Below are 25,454 nucleotides of genomic sequence, written 5' to 3' on the forward strand. Positions count from 1 at the left end.
CTTCCGATCTGGACTCTCGTTCACCGCGCTTCGCGCGAGTTCAGTCGTTTTACGTCCGACCACCCCCCACGCTCCACCCCCGTCCCCCTCACGTGAGTGGTCGTCCCCGCCGCCGGTGCGCGCATCCCCGGTGGGCACCGCCCCGCAGTCGGGGGACGGCCTCGGGGTGGGGCCGTGCAGGGTCGTCCCCGCAGCGGATGGGGGTACCTCCCGTGCCCGAAGGGCTACGGGGGAGGCGCCGAGACCGTTCTGCGTACGTGGGTGCCCAGGCCGCCAATGCCGAGGAGTCGAGCCCGGAGGGGCCCCCGCACCGCCACCCACCGGTGGCAGCCGTACCACGCGGGCGCCCGCACGGCACCGGTCTTGGACTTTCCGGTGCCGTCCTTGGACCGGGCTCGCGAAGTTCGTCCGCGGGCTTCCGTCGGTTCATGTGCGGCTGCTGTGATGCGCCCGCCATGCCCACATCACCCCACAGGAGGCGCGAGTGAACCTGGTCGTCAACGGTGACGCCGAGAGCGGGCCCGGAGGGACCGCCGAACCCGTCGGGGCCGTGACCGGCTGGCGGGTCCTGCAGGGCGCGCCCGCCCTCGTCGCGTACAGCTACGGCAGCGGCTACCCCACCGCCTCGGACCCGGGCCCCGCGCAGCGCGGGAGCCGGTTCTTCTCCGGCGGCAACGCGCCCCGCACCGCACTGGTGCAGGACATCCCGCTGCCCGCGACCGGCGCGACCGGCCACGCGGCCGTCGACGCGGGGCAGGTGCGGTACGCCGTCGGCGCCTGGCTCGGCGGGTACGCGTCGCAGGAGGACGGCGCGCGGCTGTCCGTGGAGTTCCGGGACGCCAAGGGGACGCCCGTCGCGCTCAGCGTGCTCGGGCCGGTGACGGCCGCCGAGCGCAAGGGGCGGACCGGGCTCGTGGAGCGCAGGGCGGCCGCGGCCGTGCCGCCCGGTGCCAGGACCGCGCGGGTGCTGCTCGTCCTGACCCGTACCGGGGGCGGGACCTCCAACGACGGTTACGCCGACGGGATCACGCTCACGCTCACGGGGGTACAGAAGTGACGCTCGACCGACGCACGCTGCTCAAGGCCGCCGGCGCCGCCGGCGCGCTCAACGTGGTCTGGCCGCTCAGCGCCGGCCTCTCGCCCGCGCAGGCCCGCGAGGCCGCCGAGGCGCTCGGCGCGGACTACGACCCGGCGCCCTTCACCCTCGGCGTGGCCTCCGGCGACCCGCAGCCGTCGAGCGTCGTGCTGTGGACGCGCCTCGCGCCGGAGCCGCTCGCGGCCGAGCAGCTGCTGCCCGAGATCGTCGAGGTCGAGTGGGCGGTGGCGGAGGACCAGGCCATGAGCCGGGTCGTGGCCCGCGGCACCGCGCCCGCCTCGGCGACGCTCGGCCACAGCGTCCACGTACCGGTGCAGGGGCTGAGCGCGGGCCGCCACTACTGGTACGCCTTCAAGGCGCTGGGCGTGACGAGCCGCGTCGGCCGGACGAAGACCGCGCCGGTCGGCGCCGTCGCGCGCGTACGGTTCGCCGCCGCCAACTGCCAGGCGTTCCACGACGGGTTCTACGCCGCTCACCGGGGCATCGCCCGCGAGAACGTCGACTTCGTCGTCCACCTCGGCGACTACATCTACGAGCACGGGCCGGTGGGCGGCGACCACGTACGGGATCACGAGGGCCCCGCGGTGTTCACGCTCGCCGACTACCGGCGCCGCCACGCCCTCTACAAGGGGGACGCGTCCCTGCGCGAGGCGCACGCCGCCCACCCGTGGTTCCTCACCTGGGACGACCACGAGGTCGCCAACGACTACAGCGGTACGGGCGGGGGCGCGCCCTTCCTCCAGCGGCGGGCGGCGGCGTACCAGGCCTGGTACGAGAACATGCCGCACCGGGACGGCGGGGAGTCCGCGCTGCCGGACCCGGTGATCCACCGCAACCGTCGCTGGGGCGACCTGCTGGAGCTGACGGTCCTGGACCTCCGCTCGTACCGCTCGGCGCAGAACCTCCCCGACGGCACCATCCTGGGCGGCGCCCAGAAGGCGTGGCTCAAGGGGAACATCGACCGCGCGCCCGACGCGTGGCACGTGTGGGCGAACTCCATCATGCTCAGCCAGCTGCGGGGCCGGCCGGGCGGCTCGTACATGTTCACGGACCAGTGGGACGGCTTCCTGGCGGAGCGGAAGGAGGTCCTGAACCACGTCCACACCAGCGGCCTCGAAGACCTCGTCGTCATCACCGGCGACTGGCACTCGGCGTTCGTCGACGACATCCGCACCGACTTCGACGACACCGGCTCGCCGCTCGTCGGCACGGAGTTCACCGCCCACTCCGTGACATCGGGCGCGTACTCCGCCGACTGGAACGCGACCAACGGCCCCCTGATGGGCAAGGCCAACCCGCACCTGAAGTACTTCGAGGGCAACCGGTACGGCTATGACGTGTACGAGGTCACGCCGGAACGTTTCTCCGTCCATATGCGGGTGATCGCCGACCGTCGCGACCCCGTCTCGCCGGTCACCACGCTCACCACCTTCCACGTGGACCGGGGCCGCACCGGCTCGTACGAGGACCCGGCGACGAAGAACAGCCCGGCCCAGTACCGCAGGGACTGACATCACACCGGTGCGCGGTTCCGCCGCGCACCGGTGCCGCCCTAACCTCGGGTCATGTTCGCTGCCTACGCCGCCCGAATCGACCGCGACCAGCCCCTGAACGGCCTTGAGCTGGGCGAACGCCCGGAGCCCGAGGTCCGCCCCGGCTGGACCACCGTCACCGTCAAGGCCGCCTCCCTCAACCACCACGACCTGTGGTCGCTGCGCGGGGTGGGGCTCGCCGAGGACAAGCTGCCGATGATCCTCGGCTGCGACGCCGCAGGAATCGACGAGCAGGGCCGGGAGGTGGTCCTCCACTCCGTCATCGGCCAGAGCGGGCACGGCGTCGGACCGGACGAGCCCCGCTCCATCCTGACCGAGCGCTACCAGGGCACCTTCGCCGAGCGCGTCACCGTCCCCGCGTGGAACGTCCTGCCGAAGCCGAAGGAGCTGTCGTTCGAGGAGGCCGCCTGCCTGCCGACCGCGTGGCTGACGGCGTACCGGATGCTGTTCACCAACGCCGGTGTGCGGCCCGGCGACTCGGTCCTCGTGCAGGGCGCGGGCGGCGGCGTCGCCACGGCCGCGATCGTGCTCGGCAAGGCGGCCGGCCTGCGGGTCTTCGCCACCAGCCGCGACGAGGCCAAGCGCAAGCGGGCGCTGGAGCTGGGCGCGGTCGAGGCGTACGAGCCCGGCGCGCGGCTGCCGCGGCGGGTGGACGCCGTCATCGAGACCGTCGGCGCGGCGACCTGGTCGCACTCGGTGAAGTCGCTGCGGCCCGGCGGCACGCTGGTGATCTCGGGCGCGACGAGCGGCGACCGGCCCTCGCACGCCGAGCTGACCCGCATCTTCTTCCTGGAGCTGAAGGTCGTGGGCTCGACCATGGGCACCAAGGACGAGCTGGAGGACCTGCTCTCCTTCTGCGCGGCGACGGGCGTACGGCCGGTCATCGACGAGGTGCTGCCGCTGGACCGGGCGCGGGAGGGCTTCGAGAAGATGGCCGCCGGGGACCTGTTTGGAAAGATTGTCCTCACCACCTCTTGATGGAGCGTCAGCCGCGCTGATGGGATCTCCGGCACCCGATGCCGGAGGTCCCTCATGCGCGCTCTCGCCCTCGCCCTCTCCGCCGCCGCCCTGCTCGCCGTCGTGCCCCCGGTCGCCCCGGCCGCGCGGGCGGAAACCGGTGACATACCCCGGCTCACCGACGACCGGGGCCGCGTCCTGACCCTGCGCGGCTGGAACGTCGAGGACAAGACGCACCGCGGCGACGCCGCCCTGTCCGCCATCACCGAGAAGCACTTCCGCGACCTGCGCGCGCGGGGCTTCAACTTCGCCCGCCTACTGGTGTTCTGGGACGACCTGGAGCCCCGGCCCGGCCGGTACAGCGAGGCGTACCTGCGCAAGATCGAGCGGATCCTCGACTGGGCGCACACGTACGACATCCACGTCGTCATCGACGCCCACCAGGACGTCTTCGGTCCGGCCTTCGGCCACCGCGGCATCCCCGAGTGGGCCACGCGCACCGACGGGCTGCCCTTCACCCCGCACCCGGACGACTGGTTCGCCGAGTACTTCGAGCCCGCCGTCCAGCGGGCCTTCACGCACCTGTACGAGGACGAGGACCTGCGGCGCGCCCAGGCGGACATGTGGCGGGTGCTCGCCGACCGCTTCGAGCACCACCCGGCGGTCCTCGGCTACGACCTCATCAACGAGCCCATGGGCGAGCTGCGCGAGGGCGAGGACCTCGCGACCGCGGCGCGCCGCATCGAGCGTGAGCAGATCACCCCGATGTACAACCGCCTCGCCGACGCGGTCCGGGCCGTCGACGACGACACCTGGGTCTTCGTCGAGCCGACCCCGATCGTGGGGGAGGGCGTGCCCACGGGCCTGGGGAAGGTCAAGGACTCGAAGGTGGTGTACGCGCCGCACTTCTACAACACCGCGATGGAGGCGGGCGCCGACTACGACCCGGCGGCCGGCTGGATCGAGGCGTACGAGGCGGCGGTGACGGCGTACCCGAAGGAGCACCGGGTGCCGGTGGTGGTGGGGGAGTGGGGCCCGCTGAACAACTCCCTCCCCAACATGGGCCGCTTCTACCGCGAGGCGCTCACCTCCCTCAACCGCTACAGCTCGGGGTGGGCGGGCTATGTGTGGTGTTACGGCGGCGGCTACTGCGCCGTCGACTCCTCGGGTGCCTGGCGGGTGAACAAGGAGCAGACGGCGGCGCCGTACGCCGAGGCGGTCGCGGGCCGCGTCCTCTCCGCGTCCCCCGAGCGCCTGGTGTACGTGGCGGGGCGCGGCGGCGCGACGGAACTGTCGCTCCCGCCGGGCGCGCGCGGCTGGCGCGTGGAGGTCGCCGGGCGGGCGTGGCCGCGTACGGCGGTGGTGGCGCCGGGTGAGGCGGGGCGGGTGGTGGTGCGGGCGGTGCCGGGGGCGACGGTCACGGTGTCTGTCAATCAAGGTTGACGCATGCCGGATGTCAACGTAAGTTGACGCCATGACGGAAGCAACCGATCTCGCCGCCCGCGCGGGCGACAGCGACCCCAGGGTCGGGCTGCGCGCGGTCGCCGCGCTGCGGCGGCTGCTGGAGCAACTGGAAGCCGTACAGGTCCGCAGCGCCCGGGCCCGGGGCTGGTCGTGGCAGGAGATCGCGGCCGAGCTGGGCGTCAGTCGGCAGGCCGTACACAAGAAGTACGGGAGGCATTGATGTTCGAGCGGTTCACGAAGAGCGCCCGGTCCGTGGTCACCGGCGCCGTCGCCCTCGCGGAGGGGGCCGGCGCGGACTCCGTGACGGAGGAGCACCTCCTGCTGGCCCTGCTGGACCTGGAAGGCACGCCGTCCGCCGCCGCCTTCGCCGCCCTCGGCGCCACCGGGCGGCGCGCCTCCGTCGAGGCCGGCCTGGCGGAGGCCCGGCGGCGCGGCGGCCTGACCAAGGCGGACGCGGAGGCGCTGGCGGGCATCGGCGTCGACGTGACCGCGATCGTCTCGCGGGTCGAGGCGGTGCACGGCGAGGGCGTCCTGGCGGGCGACCACGGCTCGAAGCGGTGGTGGTCGGGCTCCCGCCCGTCCTTCAGCCGTCCCGCGAAGGACGTGCTGGAGCGGTCCCTCCGCGTCGCGCTGGGCCGCCGCGACCGGTACATCGGGGACGAGCACCTGCTGCTGGCCCTGACGGCCCGTCCGGGCGTGGTGGCGGATGTGCTGGCGGATCACGGAGTGACGTACGCGGGGGTGGAGCGGGCGCTGGGCGGTGGCGGGGGCGCGGCGAAGGCGGGCTGACGGCACCGAGGGCATCCAGGGCGCCGCCCCCCCCGCGCGTCAGTCGCGCGGAGCGCCGCGTAGCAGGGCCACGATGTGGGCGGCCGCCGTCGAGAGGTGGCGGCGGGACGCGGCCAGCTGGGCCGGGGTGACGCCGTGGTCGCGGGCCGCGTCGCGGATGTCGTCGCGGAAGCGGTCCAGCAGGCGCTCCAAGTCGCGGGCGGGGTCGCCCGTGGTCGTCACGTCCTGCCAGGCGGGGGCCTCGGCCCCCTCCTGGGCCGTAGTCGCCGTACCGCCGAAGAGGCCGCCCAGGCCGCTCAGGCTGCCCGTCAGGTCGGAGAGGGCCGAGGGCCACTCGCCCTTCGCCATGTGGTCCTGGACCTGCTTCGCGAGGCGCTGCATCTCCCGGCGGGCCTTGTCCTGGGCCTCCTTCGCCTGGAGGTGCGCCCACTTCGCCTCCTCGCGGGCCCGGCGGGACTCCTCCTTCGCCCGGCGGGCCTGCTCCTGCCACGAGTCCTTGCGCGTCTCGCTGGCCGCCGCGCGCATCTCGCTGCGCAGCTTGCCCGCCGCGCCGCGCACGTCGTCGCGGATCTCGGCGGCCAGTTCGGAGACGGACGCGCGGATCTCCTGTTCCAGGTCGGCCAGTTCGCCGCTGCGGCCGGCCAGCTCCGCGCGGCCGGCGTCGGTGAGGGAGTACACCTTGCGGCCGCCCTCGGTGGTGTGCGTGACCAGGCCCTCGGCCTCCAGCTTGGCGAGCCGGGGGTAGACCGTGCCGGCCGACGGGGCGTACAGGCCGTGGAAGCGCTCCTCCAGCAGCCGGATCACCTCGTAGCCGTGGCGGGGCGACTCGTCGAGGAGCTTCAGCAGGTAGAGCCGCAGGCGGCCGTGGGCGAAGACGGGCGGCATGTCACAGCACCTTTCCGGACGCGGGCTCGGACGCGGACTCGGGCTCCGACTCGGGGCGGCGCAGCAGGGCGATGGAGCCGGAGACCGTGGTCGCCTTGAGGGTGCCCGTGCCCGCGCCGAGCGTGCCCTTGATGCTCTTGGAGCCCCACTGGCCGTCCACCCGCAGGTCGTCGAAGGCGCTGGAGACCGCGCCGCTCGTGGTGTTCGCCTCCACCCGTGCGTCCGTGGGGTGCGGCAGGCGGATCGCGATCTCACCGGAGACGGTGGTGAGCCGGATGTCGGTGCCCCGGTCGGCGGGGTCGAGGTCGATGACCATGTCGCCGGTGACCGAGTCGGCGCGTACGGACGTGCCCGTGCCGTCGACGACCGTCAGGTCGCCGGAGACCGAGCTGTACCGCAGTTCGCCGGCGACCGACTGCGCCTCCACGTTCCCGGAGACGGTCTCGGCGCGGACCGGGCCCGAAAGCCCGACCAGCGTGGTGTCGCCGGTGACGCCGCGTACCTCCGTACGTCCCCGGATGCCGGAGACCACCGCCTCGGCGCCCACGACGCCGACCTCCACGGAGGCGCCCGCCGGTACGGCGAGCGAGACGACGGCGCTGCGGTCGCGGCCCTTGCGGTCGAACCACTTGAGGAAGCCCTTCCAGGGCAGGTCCTCGTACGACACGGTGAGCGTGGAGCCGCGCTGGGTGACGATCAGGGGCGGGCCCACGACCTCGGAGATCTCCAGCCGCGCCGGACCCTCGTCGACGCCCACGACGTTGACCGTCCCGTGGACGACACGCACCTTCAGCGAGGTCACGGGGTCGTCGAGGGCGAAGGTGCGCGGCTCGGTGACGGACCACTCGGGCATGGGCCTCCCTGGGGCCATGACGCAACATATCGCGTCTACAGTTGAAAGACACGATATATCGCGGTGGTGGTAAGTCAAGCGGCCGGTCGATCGGTACGAACCCGGACGAATTGGCCTAGCGTATGGGGCATGGACGCGACATCGACGGGCGCCCTGCTGCTCTGCCGGGCCGAGCCGGCGGTCGTACGGGCACCGGCGCAGCTCCTGCGCGAACGCCTGCTCCTCACCGCCGCCGGGCAGGGCTGGAGCGTGCTCGTCCCCGAGGGCAGGCCCTGGCTGGACGAAGGTGAACCGGTCGAGCGGGTCGCCGCGGGCTGGGCATCGGCGCTGGGGGTCGCGGCACCCTGGCCGGTGCTCGCGCTCTGGTGGGACCCGGACCGGGCCGGCTACACCCTGGCGTCCGGCTTCCGCCGTCCCGTCGGGTACACCTGGCTGGCCGACGGCACCCCGGCCGGCGAGGACGAGGCGATGCACACCTTCGCCGCCCGCCTGGGCCTCGACCCGGTCCTGGACGTCCAGGACCTCGAACCGCTCACGCGCCCCGACCGGGCCGCCGACGCCCGCGCCCGGCTCCTCGGCCTGCTCGCCGTCCTGGCCCGGCTGGACCTCGCGCTGCCGCCCGGCCTCGCCCCCGGCGAACCGGCCGCCCGCCTCCGTACCGCCGCCGAGGAGCAGGGCGCCGACCCGGTGGAGTGGCCGGGCCTGCGCGAGGCGGTACGGGACGAGGCGCACACCCTCGGCAGCGCCGTCGGGGACGCGGTAGCGGGCACCGGCGGCGGTTCCTCGGTAGCGAGGTTCATCGCCGCCGTCCAGCTTGCGGCCGGTGTGCCCCTGCTCGCCTGGGCCCTGTCACGCCGCAGCCCCGGCTGGGCCGCGGCGGGCGCCCTGCTCATCGCCGACGGCGCGCTGCTCGGCCTGGCGAATGGGCTGCCTACAGGTCGTCGTCCTCGTCGTCGTCCAGCCGCGCCAGCCACGTCGCCAGGCGCTCCACGGGAACCTCGAAGTCAGGGTTGAGATCGACGAACGTCCGCAGCTGCTCGGCGAGCCACTCGAAGGTGACCTCCTCCTCGCCGCGCCGCTTCTCCAGTTCCTCGATGCCACGGTCGGTGAAGTACATGCCATCAGGTTAAGTCAGTACGCCGGAGGGCCCGGCACCGCGATCACCTCGCGGGGCCGGGCCCTCCGGTTCGTACGAGAACGGCTCAGGCCTCGAAGACCTCGTTGACCAGCTGCACCTGCTCGGCCTGGTGGCGCTTGGCCGAGCCGACCGCCGGGGACGAGCTGTGCGGCCGCGAGATGCGGCGCAGGCGCTCGGCCGGGGGCAGGTCGGCGCCGACCGCCAGGTCGAGGTGGTCGATCAGGTTGAGCGCGATGAACGGCCAGGCACCCTGGTTCGCCGGCTCCTCCTGGGCCCACAGGTACTTCTCGGCGTTCGGGTACTTGGCGATCTCCGCCTGGAGTTCGGCACCCGGCAGCGGGTACAGGCGCTCGACGCGGAGGATCGCGGTGTCCGTCACCCCGCGCTTCTTCCGCTCCGCGTCCAGGTCGTAGTAGACCTTGCCGGAGCAGAAGACGACCTTGCGGACCGCGTTCGCGTCGACCGACGTGTCGCCGATCACCGGGCGGAAGCCGCCCGTGGTGAACTCCTCCGCCTTCGACGCCGCCGCCTTCAGACGCAGCATCGACTTCGGGGTGAAGACGACCAGCGGCTTGTGGTGCGGGTTGTGCACCTGCCACCGCAGGAGGTGGAAGTAGTTCGACGGCAGGGTCGGCATGGCGACCGTCATGTTGTGCTGCGCGCACATCTGGAGGAAGCGCTCGGGGCGGGCCGAGGAGTGGTCCGGGCCCTGGCCCTCGTAACCGTGCGGCAGCAGCAGGGTGACGCCGGAGGTCTGGCCCCACTTCTGCTCGGCCGAGGAGATGAACTCGTCCACGACGGTCTGCGCGCCGTTGACGAAGTCACCGAACTGCGCCTCCCACATGACCAGCGACTCGGGCCGCGCCAGCGAGTAGCCGTACTCGAAGCCCATCGCCGCGTACTCGCTGAGCAGCGAGTCGTAGACGTTGAAGCGGGCCTGGTCCTCGGAGAGGTACTGCAGCGGCGTGTAGTCCTCGCCGGTCACCTGGTCCACCAGCACCGCGTGGCGCTGGCCGAAGGTGCCGCGGCGGGTGTCCTGGCCGGCCAGGCGGACCGGGACGCCCTCCATCAACAGCGAGCCGATGGCGAGGGTCTCGCCCATGCCCCAGTCGATCGTGCCGTCGTCGACGGAGGCCGCGCGGCGCTGGAGCTGCGGCATCAGACGCGGGTGCACGGTGATCCGGTCCGGGATGTTGACCTGAGACTCGGCGATCCGCTTCACGATCTCCTGGGAGACCGCGGTGGTGACGGCGACCGGGAACTCGGCCTGGGCGTCCGGCACCGGCGCCGGGGCCGGCTGCGCGGTGGCCTCGCGGACCTCGGTGAACACCTTCTCCAGCTGGCCCTGGAAGTCCTGGAGCGCCTGCTCCGCCTCTTCCAGGGTGATGTCGCCGCGGCCGATCAGCGACTCGGTGTAGAGCTTGCGCACCGAGCGCTTCTTGTCGATCAGGGACACCATCTGCGGGTTGGTGAACTGCGGGTTGTCGCCCTCGTTGTGACCGCGGCGGCGGTAGCAGATGAGGTCGATCACGACGTCCTTGTTGAACGCCTGGCGGAACTCGAAGGCGAGCCGCGCCACGCGGACGCACGCCTCCGGGTCGTCGCCGTTCACGTGGAAGATCGGCGCCTCGATCATGCGGGCCACGTCGGTCGCGTACATCGACGAGCGCGACGACTCCGGGGCGGCGGTGAAGCCGACCTGGTTGTTGATGACGATGTGGACCGTGCCGCCGGTGCGGTAGCCCCGCAGCTGCGACATGTTCAGCGTCTCGGCGACGACACCCTGGCCGGCGAAGGCCGCGTCACCGTGGAGGGCGACCGGCAGGACGGTGAAGTCCGTGCCGCCCTTGTTGATGACGTCCTGCTTGGCGCGGACGACACCCTCCAGGACCGGGTCGACCGCCTCCAGGTGGGAGGGGTTGGCGACCAGCGAGACCTTGATCTGCTCGCCGTCCAGGCCGGTGAAGGTCCCCTCGGCGCCCAGGTGGTACTTCACGTCGCCGGAGCCGTGCATCGACTTCGGGTCGAGGTTGCCCTCGAACTCGCGGAAGATCTGCGCGTACGACTTGCCGACGATGTTCGCCAGGACGTTCAGGCGGCCGCGGTGGGCCATGCCGATGACGACCTCGTCCAGCCGGGACTCGGCCGCCGAGTCGATGACCGCGTCCAGCAGCGGGATGACGGACTCGCCGCCCTCCAGCGAGAACCGCTTCTGGCCGACGTACTTGGTCTGGAGGAACGTCTCGAACGCCTCCGCGGCGTTCAGCCGGCGCAGGATGCGCAGCTGCTCCTCGCGCTCCGGCTTGGAGTGCGGGCGCTCGACGCGGTCCTGGATCCACTTGCGCTGCTTCGGGTCCTGGATGTGCATGAACTCGATGCCGGTGGTGCGGCAGTACGAGTCGCGCAGCACACCGAGGATGTCGCGCAGCTTCATCATGGACTTGCCGCCGAAGCCGCCGACCGCGAACTCCCGCTCCAGGTCCCAGAGCGTCAGGCCGTGCTCGGTGATGTCCAGGTCGGGGTGCTTGCGCTGGCGGTACTCCAGCGGGTCGGTGTCGGCCATGACGTGGCCGCGGACCCGGTAGGAGTGGATCAGCTCGAAGACGCGCGCGGCCTTGGTGACGTCGTCGTCGTGCGACGCGTCGATGTCCTTGAGCCAGCGGACCGGCTCGTAGGGGATGCGCAGCGACTCGAAGACGTCGTCGTAGAAGCCGTCCTCGCCGAGGAGGAGGTTGGCGACGATCCGCAGGAACTCACCGGAGGCGGCACCCTGGATGACGCGGTGGTCGTACGTCGAGGTGAGGGTCATCACCTTGGAGATGCCCAGCTTGTTCAGGGTGTCCTGCGAGGTGCCCTGGAACTCGGCCGGGTAGTCCATCGAGCCGACGCCCATGATGACCGACTGACCGGGCATCAGACGCGGCACGGAGTGGACGGTGCCGAGGCCGCCGGGGTTGGTGAGGGAGACGGTGACGCCCGTGAAGTCGTCCATCGTCAGCTTGTTGGCCCGGGCGCGTCGGACGATGTCCTCGTACGCCTGCCAGAACTCGAAGAAGCCGAGCGTCTCCGCCTTCTTGATGGCCGCGACGACCAGCTGGCGCTCGCCGTTCGGCTTCACCAGGTCGATGGCGAGGCCGAGGTTGATGTGCGGCGGCTTCACCAGGACCGGCTTGCCGTCCTTCTCCCCGAAGGAGTGGTTCATCGACGGCATGGCCTTGATGGCCTGGACCATCGCGTACCCGATGAGGTGCGTGAAGGAGATCTTCCCGCCGCGGGCGCGCTTCAGGTGGTTGTTGATGACGATGCGGTTGTCGAAGAGCAGCTTCACCGGGACCGCGCGGACGGACGTGGCCGTCGGCAGCTCCAGCGAGGCGTTCATGTTCTTCGCGACGGCGGCGGACGGGCCGCGCAGCGGCACGTACTCGGGGCCGGCGGTCTCCGCCTTCGGGGCCTGGGCCTTGGGGGCCTCGGCCTTCGGAGCCTCCGCCTTGGCGGCGGGCTTCGCGGGCGCGGCGGCCTGGGCCTGAGCCTGGGCCGGGGCCTTCGCGGCGGGGGCGGGAGCAGCGGCCTGTGCGGGTGCCGCTGCTGCCGGCTTCGCCGGAGTGGCCGGGGCCTGAGCCGGGGCCGGAGTGGGGGCCGGGGCCTGGGCCGGGGCCTGGGCGGTCGGGGCTGCGGATTCCGTACCTGCTGCGGATTCCGTACCTACGGCCTCGCCCGCGGGCTTGTCCGCCGCGCCGGCGGCACCCGGCTTGTAGTCGGCGAAGAAGTCCCACCAGGCGCGGTCGACCGAATTCGGGTCCTGGAGGTACTGCTGGTAGATCTCGTCGACGAGCCACTCATTGGCACCGAAGGCGGCGGCGGGGTTCTGAGGCCCCTGGCCGTCTTGGTCGGTCGAGATGCTCGGGTTACTGGGGGACTGAGACGACACGGCGGCAACCGCCCTCTTCCGCTTCACAAGGTGATGGACAGCGGAAATAAAGGCTACGCCTCCCTGGCCTGGAGGTGCAGGCCGGGCATGCCATCGTCGCGTACATCACATTGATCGTCGTGTTTCAGGGCACGAAATGGCGGGAAACAAGCGTGGTTCCGCTGGATGCGGGTAGGCGCCATCGCGGCTGCGCCCCGCAGTGGCGCGCATCCTCGGACAGGTCCCGTACACGTCCACGCAGAACCCGTGCTTCCGGTTCGAACCCTACGTCAATTACGTGGCTGGGGGATCCCCGGAAGAGTGACCTGAATCCGGCATCCACGTGCGGATTCGGCCACTCCGATGCGGCCGCCGTGCAGATCGACCGCCCAGCGGGCGATCGCCAGCCCCAGCCCCGTGCCGCCGTCGCCGCCCGGACCGTGCGGGGAGGCGGCGCTGCCGCGGTTGAACCGCTCGAAGACCTTGTGCCGCTCCGACTCCGGGATGCCCGGGCCCTCGTCCAGCACCTCGAGGTTGAGCGACTCCGGCTGCGGACCGCGCCGGGCCCGTACCGTCACGCGCCCGTGCGGCGGGGAGTGCTTCACGGCGTTGTCGATGAGGTTCGCGACGACCTGGTGCAGCCGCTCCGCGTCCGCGTGCGCGGTCAGCTCCGGCGGCGAGACGTCCAGGTGGAGGTGCACGTCCTTGCGGGTGTGGTTGCCGGAGCCGGAGCTGAGGGCGCGCTGGGCGGCGGCCAGATTGGCCTCCTTCAGCACGCCCGAGAGGTACGGCCACACCTCGAAGCGCCGCGACCGGAGCGGTACGACACCGTTGTCGAGCCGTGACAGATCCAGCAGCGTCTCGACCAGCCGGCCCAGCCGCTCCGTCTGCTTCAGCGCCGTCCGCATGGTCTCCGGATCGGCCGCCGACACCCCGTCCACGACGTTCTCCAGCACCGCGCGCAGCGCCGCGATCGGCGTGCGCAGCTCGTGCGAGACGTTGGCGACCAGCTCCTTGCGGTGCCGGTCCACCGCCTCCAGGTCGTCCGCCATGCGGTTGATCGTGGAGGCCAGGTCGCCCAGCTCGTCCCGGCGGTCGGCGCCGCGCACCCGGCGGGTGTAGTCGCCGTGCGAGATCGACTTCGCGACCGTGTTCATCTCGTCCAGCGGCGCCGTCAGGCCGTGCGCCACGAACTGGGTGATCAGCAGTGTGGCTATCACCGAGAAGACGGTGATGAAGCGCAGCTCGGTCTCGGTGCGCAGGGCCACCATCAGCAGCCCGGTCGTGATGAAGACCGAGACGACGACGAGCGTGCCCAGCTTGGTCTTGATCGAGATCGTGACCGGCCGGAGCCGCAGCCGCGAGCGGAGCCGCGAGCGGAGCCGGGGCCGCGAGCCGGGCCGCGCTGGCCGCCGGCTCATGGCGCCGGGGTCTCCAGCGCGTACCCGACGCCGTGGACCGTACGGATCCGCTCCGCGCCGATCTTGCGGCGCAGCGCCTTGATGTGGCTGTCCACGGTCCGGGTGCCGGAGGCGTCCGCCCAGTCCCACACCTCGGCGAGCAGCTGCTCGCGCGAGAGCACCGCCCTCGGCGTGTTGGCCAGGCAGACCAGCAGGTCGAACTCGGTCGGGGTCAGGTGCACGTCGTCACCCTTCACCCGGACCCGGCGCTGCGCGTGGTCGATCTCCAGCTCGCCGAGGCGGAGGATGCCGCTGCGCGGCGTCACCGCGGCGAGCGCCGCCCGCTCCACCCGGCGCAGCAGCACGTGCACCCGGGCCGCCAGCTCCCGCATCGAGAACGGCTTGGTCATGTAGTCGTCCGCCCCGACCCCGAGCCCGACCAGCATGTCGGTCTCGTCGTCGCGGGCGGTGAGCATCAGTACCGGTACCGGCCGCTGGGCCTGCACCCGGCGGCACACCTCCAGGCCGTCGAAGCCCGGCAGCATGACGTCGAGGACCATCAGGTCCGGTTGCCAGGCCTCGGCGGCGTCCACGGCCGCCGGGCCGTCCGTCGCCGTCTGCACCAGGAAGCCCTCGGCCCGCAGCCGCGCGGAGATGGCCTCGACGATGGTGGTGTCGTCCTCGACGACCAGCACTCGGCGCTGGGCACCCGGCGTGACCGCCGTACCGGTGTTGCTGGTGTGTGTCTGCTCCATCGCCCCGCCCCTGTTCGCGTACGCCTCGCATGCGTCGCGAACCGCGTGTAGATCCGTGTGTCAGGCCAGCAGCCTAAAGGCACGGACCGGCTCCCGGCTACGCAGGGCGAACGGCGAGGTGGACCACGTCCGGTACGCCCCGGGCAACCGGGATTTCTTCGGTTCTTACCCCGCTGAATCCGGCATTCCGCAATGACTCTTCGAAATCGGCGGACGGCTGCGCGGACCAGACGGCCAGGATTCCGCCGGGGTTGAGGCGGGCCGCGCAGGCCGCCAGACCGGCCGGCGCGTACAGGCTGTCGTTGTCCTCGGTGACGGTCCAGTCCGGCCCGTTGTCGATGTCCAGGCACAGCGCGTCGTACGTGTCGGGCGAGGTGCGGACGTACTCGACCAGGTCGGTGTGGAGCAGGACCGTGCGGGGGTCGGCGAGCGCGGCCCCCGAGATGGCGGCGAGCGGGCCCTCGCGGTGCCAGTCGATGATCGCCTGCTCGCGCTCGACGACCGCGATGCGGCCCCAGGCGGGGTTCGCGGCGGCGTGGGCGAGGGAGAAGCCGACGCCGAGGCCGCCGATGAGGACGGAGGCACCCGGGCGTGCGCCGTGCGCCTCGAGGGCGGCGAGCGCCGCGTCGACGAGCAGCCGCTCCGAGCGGCCGTCGGAGGTGTCCATCAGGAAGGTGCCGTTGGCGATGATTTCGAAGTGGTCGTCGCCGCGTCGGCGCAGCACCACTTCGCCGTACGGGCCTTCGCGTCGGTCGAGGGTCGTGACAGCCATGGGTTCCAGGTTAGTGAGTCGGAGGAACGGCCGGGGAAGTGCCGCCGTCGGGCGGGGACTTGGTGCGGGCGGCGCGCGCCGGTGTGATTCACGTCATGGGCGGCCGGTTGATGATCGCGTCGGCTGATGGGGCAAGGTGTGAGCGGGGGTTGTCAGGGGGGTGTCGAGGAGAGGCGAAAGGCGGCCCGCGGTGCACCGGCTCAAGGCGGCGCGCGAGACGGACGACGGCGGCGTGGAGCTCGCGAGCGCGGACGTTTCGGGCGCCGGGTGTCCGGGTGGCGGTTCTTCCGGTCGCGGGGCTCCGAGCGGAGGGCTTCCCGGCGGCGGGTTCGCGCGGGGCGAGCTGCTCCAGGGCATTCCCCGTCAGCGAGCGGCCTCGCACCGGGATATGCCCTTGCCCGGCCCCTGTGGGGAGCGGTGGTCGTGGCGCGGCGCCGGCCGGCTGCTGCCCACACCCACCGGTACGCCGTTCACCTTCTGCTACGCCCTCGTTCTCGTCGCCACCTCACTCTTCGCCGAATACGGCGACCCCGCCACCGTCTCCGCGCTGCTGCACGGCTCCAGCACCGACGTCGCCCACCTCTCCCGGACCCCTCTGCTCGTCCTGGTCGCGAGCGCGCTGTGGGTCGCGGGCGGTCTCTTCTCGCCGTACGCCATCGGCTTCGTCTTCGTCCTCACCGCGCTGGAGCGCCGCATCGGGGCCTGGCGGGCCGCCGCGGTGTTCCTCGTGGGGCACGTGGTGGCGACGCTGGCGACCGAGATCCCGGTGGCCCTGTCCGTCCTGGCGGGCCATCTGCCGCACACGTCCCTGCACCGCCTCGACTACGGCATCAGCTTCGGCCTGATGGCGAGCGTCGGCGCGCTGGCCGGGCTGCTGAACGCGATGGCGCGGGCCGCCGTGCTCGCCTGGGTGTCCGTGATGCTGCTCCAGGACCTGCTGGCGCTGGAGGATCCCCTCAGCAACTGGGGTCATCCACTGGCCCTGTTGGTCGGCGTCGGCGGCTGGCCGCTGGTGCGGCGGGCGGCGCGGCGGGGGCAGGGGTGACCGGGGGCTCGTTTCTGAGTGCGCAGATGGGCTAAACCGCCCAGATTGGCCTGCGGTGTGACTGACGCCGTGGCCGCCGCTCCCGGCGCCCTCCATCTCCGATCATGCTCATGGGTGGAGGCTAGGCGGCACCACTGACAAGGCTCAGCCGTATGCGCTCGACGCCCGTGCGCCAGGGGGCGCCCTCCGCCCCGGCCCAGAGCTCCAGCAGCTCGGACGGCTCCGACACGACCCGGTCCAGGGCGTCGAGGGCGAGACCGCGCAGCGGCGTGAGGTCGGGGAGGGGTTCCTCCGGGCCGTAGACCGGATCGGTGGGCTCTCCGCCGCGGCACTGCGCGGCGACCAGGGCGGCCGCGGCGACGGCCGTGTCGGCGACGTCCGCCTCCAGGTAGCCGGTGGTGCCGGCGGCGCGGGCGAGGGCGTCGCGGAGCAGGCCCGCGCGCTCGTCCTCCGCCGCCTCGTCGAGGTCGCCGGCGAAGTCGGCGGCGGTGTCGTTGTCGAAGGGGCCGGTGTCCCAGGTGCCCATGTGCCTCTCCCGCGTGTGGTGGTGTCCCGGCATGGTGACAGGCGCCTCTGACAACGCCGCCCCGCGCGATCGCTGACAGCGAACGCGCACCGGGGAACACCTGACGGCTCGCAAGCATTGAGTGGGTACAGCTCAACTTGACTGCCGAAGGGGAGATCATGGCTTCGTCGTCCACACCGCTCACCTTGCCCGTGCTGCCGCTCGATGACGAGGTCGTCCTGCCGGGGATGGTGGTGCCCCTGGACCTCACTGACAGTGAGGTGCGCGCCGCCGTCGAGGCCGCTCAGGCGGCGGCCCGGACCGATGGGGACGCGAAGGGCAAGCCGAAGGTGCTGCTGGTGCCCCGCATCGACGGCACGTACGCCGGTATCGGTGTCCTGGGCACGGTCGAGCAGGTGGGCCGGCTCTCCGACGGCGACCCCGGCGCGCTCATCCGCGGCCGGCACCGGGTCAAGATCGGCGCCGGGACGACCGGGCCGGGCGCCGCCCTGTGGGTCGAGGGCGCGCAGGTCGAGGAGAAGGTCCCGGACCCGCTGCCCGGCGCGGTCGCCGAGCTCGTCAAGGAGTACAAGGCCCTCGCCACCAGCTGGCTGAAGAAGCGCGGCGCCTGGCAGGTCGTGGACCGCGTCCAGCAGATCGACGGGGTCTCCGCCCTCGCCGACAACTCCGGCTACTCGCCCTTCCTGACCACCGCTCAGAAGGTGGAGCTGCTGGAGACCGAGGACCCGGTCGCCCGGCTGAGGCTCGCCACCGAGCAGCTGCGCGACCACCTCGCCGAGCAGGACGTCGCCGAGTCCATCGCCAAGGACGTCCAGGAGGGCGTCGACAAGCAGCAGCGCGAGTTCCTGCTGCGCCGTCAGCTCGAAGCCGTACGCAAGGAGCTGCGCGAGCTCAACGGCGAATCCGGCGACGGCGACGAGGCCGACGACTACCGGACCCGCGTCGAGGCCGCCGACCTGCCCGAGAAGGTGCGCGAGGCGGCGCTGAAGGAGGTCGCCAAGCTGGAGCGGTCCTCGGACCAGTCGCCCGAGGGCTCCTGGATCCGCACCTGGCTGGACACGGTCCTCGAGATGCCGTGGAACGAACGCACCGAGGACCAGTACGACATCAAGGGCGCCAAGGAGACCCTCGACGCCGAGCACGCGGGCCTGGAGGACGTCAAGGAGCGGATCACCGAGTACCTCGCGGTGCGCAAGCGGCGCGCCGACCGCGGCATGGGTGTCGTGGGCGGGCGGCGCGGGGGAGCCGTCCTGGCACTGGTCGGGCCTCCGGGTGTCGGCAAGACCTCGCTCGGCGAGTCCGTCGCCCACGCGATGGGCCGGAAGTTCGTGCGCGTCGCCCTCGGCGGCGTACGCGACGAGGCGGAGATCCGCGGTCACCGGCGTACGTACGTGGGCGCGCTGCCCGGCCGGATCGTACGGGCCGTCAAGGAGGCCGGGTCCATGAACCCGGTGGTCCTGCTCGACGAGATCGACAAGGTGGGCTCCGACTTCCGAGGCGACCCGGCGGCGGCGCTGCTGGAGGTGCTGGACCCGGCCCAGAACCACACGTTCCGCGACCACTACCTGGAGGTCGAACTCGACCTGAGCGACGTCGTCTTCCTGGCCACGGCCAACGTCCTGGAGGCCATCCCGGAGGCGCTGGCCGACCGCATGGAGATCGTGCGCCTCGACGGCTACACCGAGGACGAGAAGATCGTCATCGCCCGGGACCACCTGCTCCCGCGCCAGCTGGAGCGGGCCGGCATCGAGGCGGGCGAGGTCGCCATCGACGAGCCGGCGCTGCGCAAGCTGGCCGGCGAGTACACGCGCGAGGCGGGCGTGCGGAACCTGGAGCGGTCGATCGCCCGGTTGCTGCGCAAGGTCGCCGCCCAGCACGAGCTCGGCGAGCGGGAACTGCCCTTCACGGTCGGCGAGGACGATCTGCGCGGGCTCATCGGGCGCCCGCACCACGTGCCCGAGTCCGCCCAGGACCCGGCCGAGCGCCGTACCGCCGTGCCGGGCGTGGCGACCGGTCTCGCGGTCACCGGAGCGGGCGGCGACGTGCTCTTCGTCGAGGCGTCCCTGGCCGACCCGGAGACGGGCGCGGCGGGCCTGACCCTGACCGGCCAGCTCGGCGAGGTGATGAAGGAGTCCGCGCAGATCGCGCTGAGCTTCCTGCGCTCGCACGGCGCCGAACTCGAACTGCCGGTCACGGGCCTGAAGGACCGGGGCGTGCACATCCACTTCCCGGCGGGCGCGGTCCCGAAGGACGGCCCGAGCGCGGGCATCACCATGACGACGGCGCTCGCCTCCCTGCTGAGCGGCCGCCTGGTCCGCACGGACGTCGCCATGACGGGCGAGGTCTCGCTGACCGGGCGCGTCCTGCCCATCGGCGGCGTGAAGCAGAAGCTGCTGGCCGCCCACCGGGCCGGGATCACGACCGTGATCATCCCCAAGCGGAACGAAGCGGACCTGGACGACGTCCCGGCCGAGATCCTCGACAAGCTGGAGGTCCACCCGGTGACGGACGTCCGCCAGGTGCTGGAGCTCGCCCTCTCCCCGGCGACCTCGGAGCTCCCGGTCCAGACGGCGGCCTGACCGGCCTGGCCCCACGGCACACCGACGGCCCGCTCGCCCGTACGCCGGCGAGCGGGCCGTCGTGCGCACGCCCGCAGGCCCTATCCGTTACCGCGTCCCAGCGCGCGCAGCGCCTTGCCCCGATGGCTCAGAGCCAGGTTCACCGAGTCCGGGTTGCCGGACCGGCGGAAGTGGTCGGCCGCCTGCTGGTTGACGGTGACAGCCTCCTCGTACCGTCCCACGTCCACCAGCAGGCCGCCGAGGAGGAGCAGCGCCATGCCCTCTCCCTGGCCGTCGGCGGTCTCCCGGCAGATCTCCAGGTACCGCTCGAACGCGGGGACGGACTCCTCGTACTGCCGGAGCCCCACGGTGACGATGCCGAGCCGGAACCGCGCCTGGCCTTCGTTGGCGAGGTCCTCTCCGGCCCGGAACAGCTCCGCGGCGCGCCGGTAGGCCGGGGCGGCTTCCGCGGACCGGCCCATCCCCTCCAGCAGGTGGGCGAGGTGGAAGTGGACCTGGGACTCCCGTTCGCGGTCGCCCGTCCGGGGGTAGACGGCGGCGGCCCGCCGGTAGGCGGTGACGGCTTCCTCGTCCCGGTCCAGCGCCCGCAGGGCGCGGCACAGGTTGAGGAGCGCGGATCCCTCCATGCCGGCGAGGTCGATCTCCCGGAAGAGAGCGGCAGCGCGCTCGTACGTGGGGACGGCCTCGCCGTACCGGGCCTCGGCCATGAGTCCCTCGCCCAGGCGGTAGAGAGCGAGGCCCTCGCCACGTGGGTCGCCCGACTCCCGGTAACGGCCGACGGCCTGTCGTACGACGGCCATGGACTCCGCCTGCCGGCCCGCCGAGGAGAGGGCGTCGCCGAGGTGGAGCAGCGCTTCGGCCTCGCCGCGGCCGTTGCCGGTCCCGCGGAGGAGCTCGACGGCCTCCGTACAGACGGTGATGGCCTTCCTCGGCTTTCCCTGCCCGTTCAGGCCCCGCCCGACGACGGTGAGCGCGTGGGCCTCCGGGGCGCGGTCACCGGACCGCCGGTGCGTCGCGGCGGCGTGCCGGCCGGCGGCGACGGCCTCCGCGTGCCGTCCCCACCTCAGCAGGGCTTCGCCGAGTGCGCCGTACGCCGCTCCTTCGCCGCGTGCGTCACCCGCGGCGCGGAACGCGGTGACGGCCCGCTCCCGGGCGGTGACGGACTCCTCGACGCGCCCCAGCGCCATCAGCGCGGATCCGAGCCGGTCGAGCACTTCGCCCTCGTGCGCCGGGTCGCCGGCCTCGCGGTAACCGGACGCGGCCTGCTCGCAGACGGGCACGGCCTCCTCGTACCGGCCCTCGTACGCGAGGACGTGGGACAGGCTGAGCAACACCGCCAGCTCGCCGTCGCGGTCGCCGAGCTCCCGGCAGATGTCCAGCGCCTGCCGGTACGCGGTGATCGCCTCGGCGCACCGGTGCACCTGAACGAGATGGATGGCGAGGGTGTGCAGCATCACGCGCTCGCGTTCGCGGTTGCCCGCCTTGCGGTAACCGGTGGCGGCCTCTTCGCAGGCGGTGATGGCCTCCTCGAACCGCTCCGTTCTGGCCAGGGCCTCGCTGCGGTTGGCCAGCGCATGGGCCTCGCGCTCGTGGTCACCGGTCTCGCGCAGGAGGGCGGCGGCCTTCCCGCAGGCGGTGGCGGCCTCCGCGTAACGGCTCGTCTCCGTGCAGGCGTTGCCGAGGTTGATGAGCGCCGACGCCTCACCGGTGCGGTCGCCGAGCTCGCGGAAGACCGCCGCGGCCTGCTGCGTGGCGGTCACGGCCTCGTCGTAGCGCCGCGTGCGCAGCAGGGTGGTGCCGAGCCGGCTGAGCACCCGGGCCTCCTTGCCGCGGGCGCCGGTCTCGTGGAAGAGCGCGGCCGAACGCCGGTAGGCGGTGATCGCCTCGTCGAGCCGGTCCGTCTCGTACAGGGCGTCGGCCAGATTGCTGAGGGAGTCCGCCTCGCGGGGGCGGTCGCCGTTCTCGCGGTAGATGGCCGCGGCCTGCCGCGTGGGGGCGAGTGACTCCTCGTACCGCCCCTGATTGACGAGGGCGTTGCCGAGGTTGTGGAACGGCAGGCCCTCACGGCGGCCGCCGCCGGTGTCACCGGTGACGCCGGTCTCGTCGGTCTCGTCGGAGAGAGCGGCGGCACGCCGGCTGACCTCGGCCGCCTCGGCGTGCCGCTTCGCGGCCGTCAGCGCATTGCTCAGGTTGGTGAGCGCCGCGACCTCGAAGATCCGCGGTCTGGCGCCCCGGAAGGCGGCCGCGGCCCGTTCGCAGGCGGCGACGGCCTCGTCCGGGCGGCCGTCGTCGGCCAGGGCGGTGCCGAGGTTGGTCAGTGCGGTGGCTTCCAGGACGCGGGCACCGGTCCGGCGGAAATGACCGGCGGCGCCGTCGAAGAGGGCGGCCGCGTCCTTGGAGCGTCGCATGCCCATCAAGGCGTGGCCCGATTCGAGGAGCAGCTCGGCCGCGCGACGGCGGTCACCCCTTTCGATGTGGACGGCGGCGGCCCGCTCCACGGCGGTGACGGCCTCCTCGTAACGCCCCAGGCGAGCCAGGTTCTGGCCGGCCTTCCCCAACGACACGGCGAGGTCGGCGCGTTCCACACCGGCGAACGTCTCGTCCAGCTGCCGGTACAGCTCCGCCGCCTCCCGCGTGGCGGCCAGAGCCTCCTCCCGGACCTTGCTCGGGGTGCGGGCCAGCCGGCTGCGTACGTCGGCGTGCTCGGGGAGGTCGACCGTGGGGTGGGCGAGCGCCAGCTGCCGGAAGAGGTCGTCGGCCTCTCGTGTGACGGCCAGGGCCCGCTCCTCGTGGCCCAGGGCGAGCAGCCGGGTGCCGAGGTTGTTCAGGACCTTGGCCAGACCGAGGCAGTGGGCGGCGAAGTCGGTGTCGGCCAGCTGACGCTGGATGACGACGGCCTCCTCGGCCGGAGCGAGGGCCTCCTCCCCGCGGCCCACGTCCGCCAGGAAGTCCCCGAGGCTGATCAGTGCGGTCGTCAGGTCGGGTCGGTGGGCGTCGGGGTTGGCGTCCGCCAGCTGCCGGTACAGGTCGGTGGCCACCTCCGTGAGCTCGAGGCCCTCCTCGGTGCGGCCCGCGGCGCGCAGGGCGGCCCCGAGGTTGGCGAGCGCCATGGCGAAGTGATGCCGCTCGGCGTCGGGGTCGGCGTCGGCGAGGCGCCGGTACAGCTCGACCGCCTCTTCACCGGCGGCCAGACCTTCCTCGGTGCGGCCCGCGTCGATCAGGCGCAGGCCCAGGTTGTCGAGCAGCCCGGCCAGGTCGGGCCGGTACCCGGGGTCGGCGTGGGCCAGGCGCCGGTAGAGCTCGGCCGCCTCCTGCGTGGCGGCCAGGGCTTCCTCGGGCCGGCCGTGCCGGGACAGCCGGTTGCCGAGCCCCGCCAGCGAGTCCGCCAGGCGGTCCTGGTGAGCGTCGGGGTCGGCGTCGGCCAGGCGGCGGCTGATCGCCACGGATTCCTCGGCGACGAACAGCGCCTCCTCCCAGCGGCCGGCGGCGGACAGCCGGTCGCCGAGGACACTGAGGGAGTTCGCCAGATGAGGAAGATGGCCGGGGTCGCTCCCGGCGAGCTCACGGTGCAGGCGCACGGCCTTCTCGGCGGGGCCGACCGCCTGCTCCCGGCGGCCGGCGTTGGCCCGGCGCCACGCCAGCGTGCCGTACAGCCAGGCGCGTTGGCCGAGGTCCGTGGTCGTGGCCAGACGGTGCGCGATCAGGGTCTCGGCAACGGACAGTATTCCGCTGTCCAGGTCCGCGTGGCGCCCCGAGGGCAGCTGCGCTTCGACGGCCTCCAGGACCGCGAGCAAAGAGGGCTCGACGCGCGCCTCGCCCGCGTCGGCGAGGGCGGCGAGCGCGGTCAGGGCGGGGCTGCCGGCCGCGATCGCGAGGCCGGGTTCGGCGCGCAGCAAGGGGTAGAGCACCCGTTCGCCGAGGTGGGCCCAGCGGTCTGTGGCGGACGCGAGGAACGTCACGGCCCGCGGGGCCACGGTGGGCCTCAGCTCACCGTCCAGCAGGGCGGCCGGGACCCCGCTCGCCCACGGGTCCGGGTCGTACGCGCTGATGTCGTGCCCGGGGGTGAGCAGGCCGAGGAAGTCCTCGGCGAGCCGGTCGGGGTAGAGCGGCTCCAGGACCAGCTCACGGTCGGAGGGCGGGTAGCAGAACCGGTGGTCGAGGAGGAGATCCTGCGGGTGGCCCGGCAGGTCGAGGGCGCGCAGCGCCCGCGTCCCGGCGTCGTGGCTCACCGCACCGGTGAGGGTGGCGGTGAACACCGTCTTGGCCATGACCGAGGGCCGGGTCCGGTAGTCCTGCCCGTGTCCGCCCGCGTCGAACAGCCGCTGCCATGCCCGGTACTCGCGGTCCAGGAGGTAGGCCGACAGCTCGTGCGGTTCCGCCAGGGACGGCCGCTCACCGCGCGCGTGGGCGTCGACGGAGACCAGGGCGGCCATGTGCAGGTTCAGCGTCAGGCCGAAGTCGCGGTGGTGCAGGGAAGCGGGCGGTTCGATGCCTGCGAGGTCCGGCAGGTCGTACAGGTCACTCGCGGCGAAGCGGTCCCGAGCGGCGGTGAACATCCGCGGCCGGTCCGCGTCCAGGGAGGGGAGAAGCAGGTCGCCCGTGGCGGCGCGACGGTCGGCGAGCTCCCCGCGGAGGGCCGCGAACCAGCGGACCGTGCGGCCGATCAGCAGGACGCGCGTGGGCCGCTGCCGGTGCAGGACGGGGTCGGACAGCAGGCGTTCCAGCTCACTGTGCGCCCAGCGGTCGGCGTAGTCGACGACGAGCAGCACTCCGGCCCCTTCCGCGGGGGAGGGTGCCACGTCACCCGTGGGCGAGCCTCCGCCCCGGAAGCCCCCCTGGAGGACCTGCCAGCGCTCGGCCGCCGGCAAGCCGGGGCTCCGGGACTGTTCGGCGAACTCCAGGGCGAGCCGGGTCTTGCCCTCCCCGCCGGGAGCGTGCAGCAGCAGTACCGAAAGCCGTGCGTCCGGCGCGTCCCGCCACTGCCGCAGCCGCTCCAGCTCCGCCTTCCGGCCGACGAAGGGGACGACGTGGCTGCGCGCGTCGAGGAGACGGCTGGGCTGCGCCATCAGCCACGCCGTGTCCGGGGCGGCCGGGGCGGGTAACGCCTCGATCGTGGGCAGCCGCGTACCGTAGTAGTGGTTGACGGTCGCGGTGGCGTGCGGGCCCTGTGCCGCCACCGCGCCGGCGGCGAGATGCTGTTCGTAGCGCGGCTCGGTCAAGACTCACCGATGGGCGCCTGGGCCGGCGAACCGCCGGGTGCGTAATGGTGGTGGTTGATGGTGACGGCGGCCCCCGGGCCCTGTGCGCCCGCACCCCCGTTGTGGACCACCTGGCTGTAGACGCCACCGGCTCCTGTTCCGCGCAGCGCCGCCCCCAGGGCGCGGATCTCGCCGTCGGCGCCGGGCTGCCCGGCGAGCAGTTCGCGCAGCAGCTCCTCGCTCTCGGCCGAGCGGTCGGCGTTCCTCTCCAGGGCCGCCCCGAGCCGGGCCGCCCAGTCGTCGTGCGCGGCGCCCAGGGCCGACTCGTCGCCCCCCTCACAGGCGGTGAGGACGGTCTCACGGGCCTGCTCCAACTCCGCCTCGGCAGCGGCGGCTTCGTCGGCCTGGCCGCGCCCGAGCAGCCGGACGAAACCCCGCTTCGTGTGGTCCCAGGCGTCCGTCGTCATCGCTGTGACGAGCGTGGTCGCGGCGGTGGCGGCGACGGCCGCGACGGCGGGGTCCAAGGCGATCTCCTCC

General features: G+C 72.8%; 19 protein-coding genes. 9 read left to right on the forward strand and 10 right to left on the reverse strand.

Features of this window, described 5'->3' with window-relative positions:
* Nucleotides 1-484 precede the first annotated feature (484 nt).
* The 6 genes from ABZX67_RS29360 to ABZX67_RS29385 are packed head-to-tail and all read left to right on the forward strand — an operon-like array spanning nt 485 to nt 5,859.
* Nucleotides 485-1,057, forward strand: a complete 573-nt coding sequence (locus ABZX67_RS29360; RefSeq protein ID WP_355366384.1) for a phosphoesterase — start codon at nt 485-487, stop codon at nt 1,055-1,057.
* A complete protein-coding gene (locus ABZX67_RS29365; protein WP_355366387.1) occupies nt 1,054-2,607 on the forward strand; it encodes an alkaline phosphatase D family protein in 1,554 nt (517 codons plus the stop codon). The genes ABZX67_RS29360 and ABZX67_RS29365 overlap by 4 nt, the downstream gene beginning before the upstream one ends.
* Nucleotides 2,608-2,661: 54 nt before the next feature.
* Nucleotides 2,662-3,627 carry a zinc-binding dehydrogenase gene (locus tag ABZX67_RS29370; RefSeq protein ID WP_355366390.1) on the forward strand — a complete coding sequence of 322 codons (966 nt, stop codon included), beginning with the start codon at nt 2,662-2,664 and terminating at the stop codon, nt 3,625-3,627.
* Between the two features lie 54 nt (nt 3,628-3,681).
* Nucleotides 3,682-5,049, forward strand: a complete 1,368-nt coding sequence (locus tag ABZX67_RS29375) for a cellulase family glycosylhydrolase (RefSeq protein WP_355366393.1) — start codon at nt 3,682-3,684, stop codon at nt 5,047-5,049.
* 31 nt (nt 5,050-5,080) lie between these two features.
* Nucleotides 5,081-5,290: a helix-turn-helix domain-containing protein gene (locus ABZX67_RS29380; RefSeq protein ID WP_355366396.1), complete on the forward strand. Its 210-nt coding sequence runs from the start codon at nt 5,081-5,083 to the stop codon at nt 5,288-5,290.
* Nucleotides 5,290-5,859 carry a Clp protease N-terminal domain-containing protein gene (locus ABZX67_RS29385; RefSeq protein ID WP_355366399.1) on the forward strand — a complete coding sequence of 190 codons (570 nt, stop codon included), beginning with the start codon at nt 5,290-5,292 and terminating at the stop codon, nt 5,857-5,859. Before ABZX67_RS29380 ends, ABZX67_RS29385 begins: the two co-directional genes overlap by 1 nt.
* A 39-nt stretch (nt 5,860-5,898) precedes the next feature.
* On the opposite strand, the gene ABZX67_RS29390 is transcribed toward ABZX67_RS29385, so the two are convergent.
* Both ABZX67_RS29390 and ABZX67_RS29395 read right to left on the reverse strand, forming a co-directional pair.
* Complete coding sequence (locus ABZX67_RS29390; RefSeq protein ID WP_355366402.1) at nt 5,899-6,744, reverse strand: helix-turn-helix transcriptional regulator; 846 nt, start codon at nt 6,742-6,744, stop codon at nt 5,899-5,901.
* A gap of 1 nt (nt 6,745) precedes the next feature.
* A complete protein-coding gene (locus ABZX67_RS29395; RefSeq protein ID WP_355366405.1) occupies nt 6,746-7,597 on the reverse strand; it encodes a DUF4097 family beta strand repeat-containing protein in 852 nt (283 codons plus the stop codon).
* A gap of 129 nt (nt 7,598-7,726) precedes the next feature.
* Between ABZX67_RS29395 and ABZX67_RS29400 the strand changes: the two genes are divergently transcribed.
* The gene (locus ABZX67_RS29400; protein WP_355366408.1) at nt 7,727-8,611 is read left to right on the forward strand and encodes a hypothetical protein; all 885 of its coding nucleotides are present in this window, start codon (nt 7,727-7,729) and stop codon (nt 8,609-8,611) included.
* Here ABZX67_RS29400 and ABZX67_RS29405 read toward each other — a convergent pair.
* The 5 genes from ABZX67_RS29405 to ABZX67_RS29425 all read right to left on the reverse strand — a co-directional run bounded on the left by ABZX67_RS29405 (nt 8,529) and on the right by ABZX67_RS29425 (nt 15,569).
* Complete coding sequence (locus tag ABZX67_RS29405; protein ID WP_031076920.1) at nt 8,529-8,714, reverse strand: DUF6104 family protein; 186 nt, start codon at nt 8,712-8,714, stop codon at nt 8,529-8,531. The genes ABZX67_RS29400 and ABZX67_RS29405 overlap by 83 nt on opposite strands.
* Before the next feature lie 85 nt (nt 8,715-8,799).
* The gene (locus tag ABZX67_RS29410; RefSeq protein WP_355366411.1) at nt 8,800-12,663 is read right to left on the reverse strand and encodes a multifunctional oxoglutarate decarboxylase/oxoglutarate dehydrogenase thiamine pyrophosphate-binding subunit/dihydrolipoyllysine-residue succinyltransferase subunit; all 3,864 of its coding nucleotides are present in this window, start codon (nt 12,661-12,663) and stop codon (nt 8,800-8,802) included.
* A gap of 269 nt (nt 12,664-12,932) precedes the next feature.
* Nucleotides 12,933-14,063, reverse strand: coding sequence for an ATP-binding protein (locus ABZX67_RS29415; protein ID WP_355366414.1), 1,131 nt, complete (start codon nt 14,061-14,063; stop codon nt 12,933-12,935).
* The gene (locus tag ABZX67_RS29420) at nt 14,060-14,797 is read right to left on the reverse strand and encodes a response regulator transcription factor (protein WP_355366417.1); all 738 of its coding nucleotides are present in this window, start codon (nt 14,795-14,797) and stop codon (nt 14,060-14,062) included. Before ABZX67_RS29420 ends, ABZX67_RS29415 begins: the two co-directional genes overlap by 4 nt.
* Nucleotides 14,798-14,894: 97 nt before the next feature.
* Nucleotides 14,895-15,569 carry a spermidine synthase gene (locus ABZX67_RS29425; RefSeq protein ID WP_355366420.1) on the reverse strand — a complete coding sequence of 225 codons (675 nt, stop codon included), beginning with the start codon at nt 15,567-15,569 and terminating at the stop codon, nt 14,895-14,897.
* 388 nt (nt 15,570-15,957) lie between these two features.
* On the opposite strand from ABZX67_RS29425, the gene ABZX67_RS29430 reads away from it, so the two are divergent.
* Nucleotides 15,958-16,614, forward strand: coding sequence for a rhomboid-like protein (locus ABZX67_RS29430; protein WP_355366423.1), 657 nt, complete (start codon nt 15,958-15,960; stop codon nt 16,612-16,614).
* A gap of 121 nt (nt 16,615-16,735) precedes the next feature.
* Here the strand turns inward: ABZX67_RS29430 and ABZX67_RS29435 are convergent, their stop codons facing one another.
* Entirely contained in the window at nt 16,736-17,140 is a 405-nt protein-coding gene (locus ABZX67_RS29435; protein ID WP_355366426.1) for a DUF4259 domain-containing protein, read from the reverse strand.
* 158 nt (nt 17,141-17,298) lie between these two features.
* Here ABZX67_RS29435 and lon point away from each other — a divergent pair, with 158 nt between their 5' ends.
* A complete protein-coding gene (lon, locus tag ABZX67_RS29440) occupies nt 17,299-19,719 on the forward strand; it encodes an endopeptidase La (protein ID WP_355366429.1) in 2,421 nt (806 codons plus the stop codon).
* 80 nt (nt 19,720-19,799) lie between these two features.
* Here the strand turns inward: lon and ABZX67_RS29445 are convergent, their stop codons facing one another.
* Both ABZX67_RS29445 and ABZX67_RS29450 read right to left on the reverse strand, forming a co-directional pair.
* Nucleotides 19,800-24,938, reverse strand: coding sequence for a tetratricopeptide repeat protein (locus tag ABZX67_RS29445; RefSeq protein WP_355366432.1), 5,139 nt, complete (start codon nt 24,936-24,938; stop codon nt 19,800-19,802).
* Nucleotides 24,935-25,441 (reverse strand): hypothetical protein, encoded by a 507-nt coding sequence (locus ABZX67_RS29450; protein WP_355366435.1) that lies wholly within the window; start codon nt 25,439-25,441, stop codon nt 24,935-24,937. The genes ABZX67_RS29445 and ABZX67_RS29450 overlap by 4 nt, the downstream gene beginning before the upstream one ends.
* Between the last annotated feature and the right edge of the window lie 13 nt (nt 25,442-25,454).

The organism is Streptomyces sp. NPDC003036 (assembly GCF_040611175.1).
Lineage (GTDB): Bacteria > Actinomycetota > Actinomycetes > Streptomycetales > Streptomycetaceae > Streptomyces.

Excerpts from the sequence above, each read along its gene's own strand:
- ABZX67_RS29385 (WP_355366399.1), top strand. The coding sequence starts at position 5,290 with ATGTTCGAGCGGTTCACGAAGAGCGCCCGGTCCGTGGTCACCGGCGCC.
- ABZX67_RS29435 (WP_355366426.1), bottom strand. The coding sequence starts at position 17,140 with ATGGGCACCTGGGACACCGGCCCCTTCGACAACGACACCGCCGCCGAC.
- ABZX67_RS29420 (WP_355366417.1), bottom strand. The coding sequence starts at position 14,797 with ATGGAGCAGACACACACCAGCAACACCGGTACGGCGGTCACGCCGGGT.
- lon (WP_355366429.1), top strand. The coding sequence starts at position 17,299 with ATGGCTTCGTCGTCCACACCGCTCACCTTGCCCGTGCTGCCGCTCGAT.
- ABZX67_RS29375 (WP_355366393.1), top strand. The coding sequence starts at position 3,682 with ATGCGCGCTCTCGCCCTCGCCCTCTCCGCCGCCGCCCTGCTCGCCGTC.
- ABZX67_RS29390 (WP_355366402.1), bottom strand. The coding sequence starts at position 6,744 with ATGCCGCCCGTCTTCGCCCACGGCCGCCTGCGGCTCTACCTGCTGAAG.
- ABZX67_RS29380 (WP_355366396.1), top strand. The coding sequence starts at position 5,081 with ATGACGGAAGCAACCGATCTCGCCGCCCGCGCGGGCGACAGCGACCCC.
- ABZX67_RS29425 (WP_355366420.1), bottom strand. The coding sequence starts at position 15,569 with ATGGCTGTCACGACCCTCGACCGACGCGAAGGCCCGTACGGCGAAGTG.
- ABZX67_RS29395 (WP_355366405.1), bottom strand. The coding sequence starts at position 7,597 with ATGCCCGAGTGGTCCGTCACCGAGCCGCGCACCTTCGCCCTCGACGAC.
- ABZX67_RS29415 (WP_355366414.1), bottom strand. The coding sequence starts at position 14,063 with ATGAGCCGGCGGCCAGCGCGGCCCGGCTCGCGGCCCCGGCTCCGCTCG.
- ABZX67_RS29430 (WP_355366423.1), top strand. The coding sequence starts at position 15,958 with ATGCCCTTGCCCGGCCCCTGTGGGGAGCGGTGGTCGTGGCGCGGCGCC.
- ABZX67_RS29405 (WP_031076920.1), bottom strand. The coding sequence starts at position 8,714 with ATGTACTTCACCGACCGTGGCATCGAGGAACTGGAGAAGCGGCGCGGC.
- ABZX67_RS29400 (WP_355366408.1), top strand. The coding sequence starts at position 7,727 with ATGGACGCGACATCGACGGGCGCCCTGCTGCTCTGCCGGGCCGAGCCG.
- ABZX67_RS29370 (WP_355366390.1), top strand. The coding sequence starts at position 2,662 with ATGTTCGCTGCCTACGCCGCCCGAATCGACCGCGACCAGCCCCTGAAC.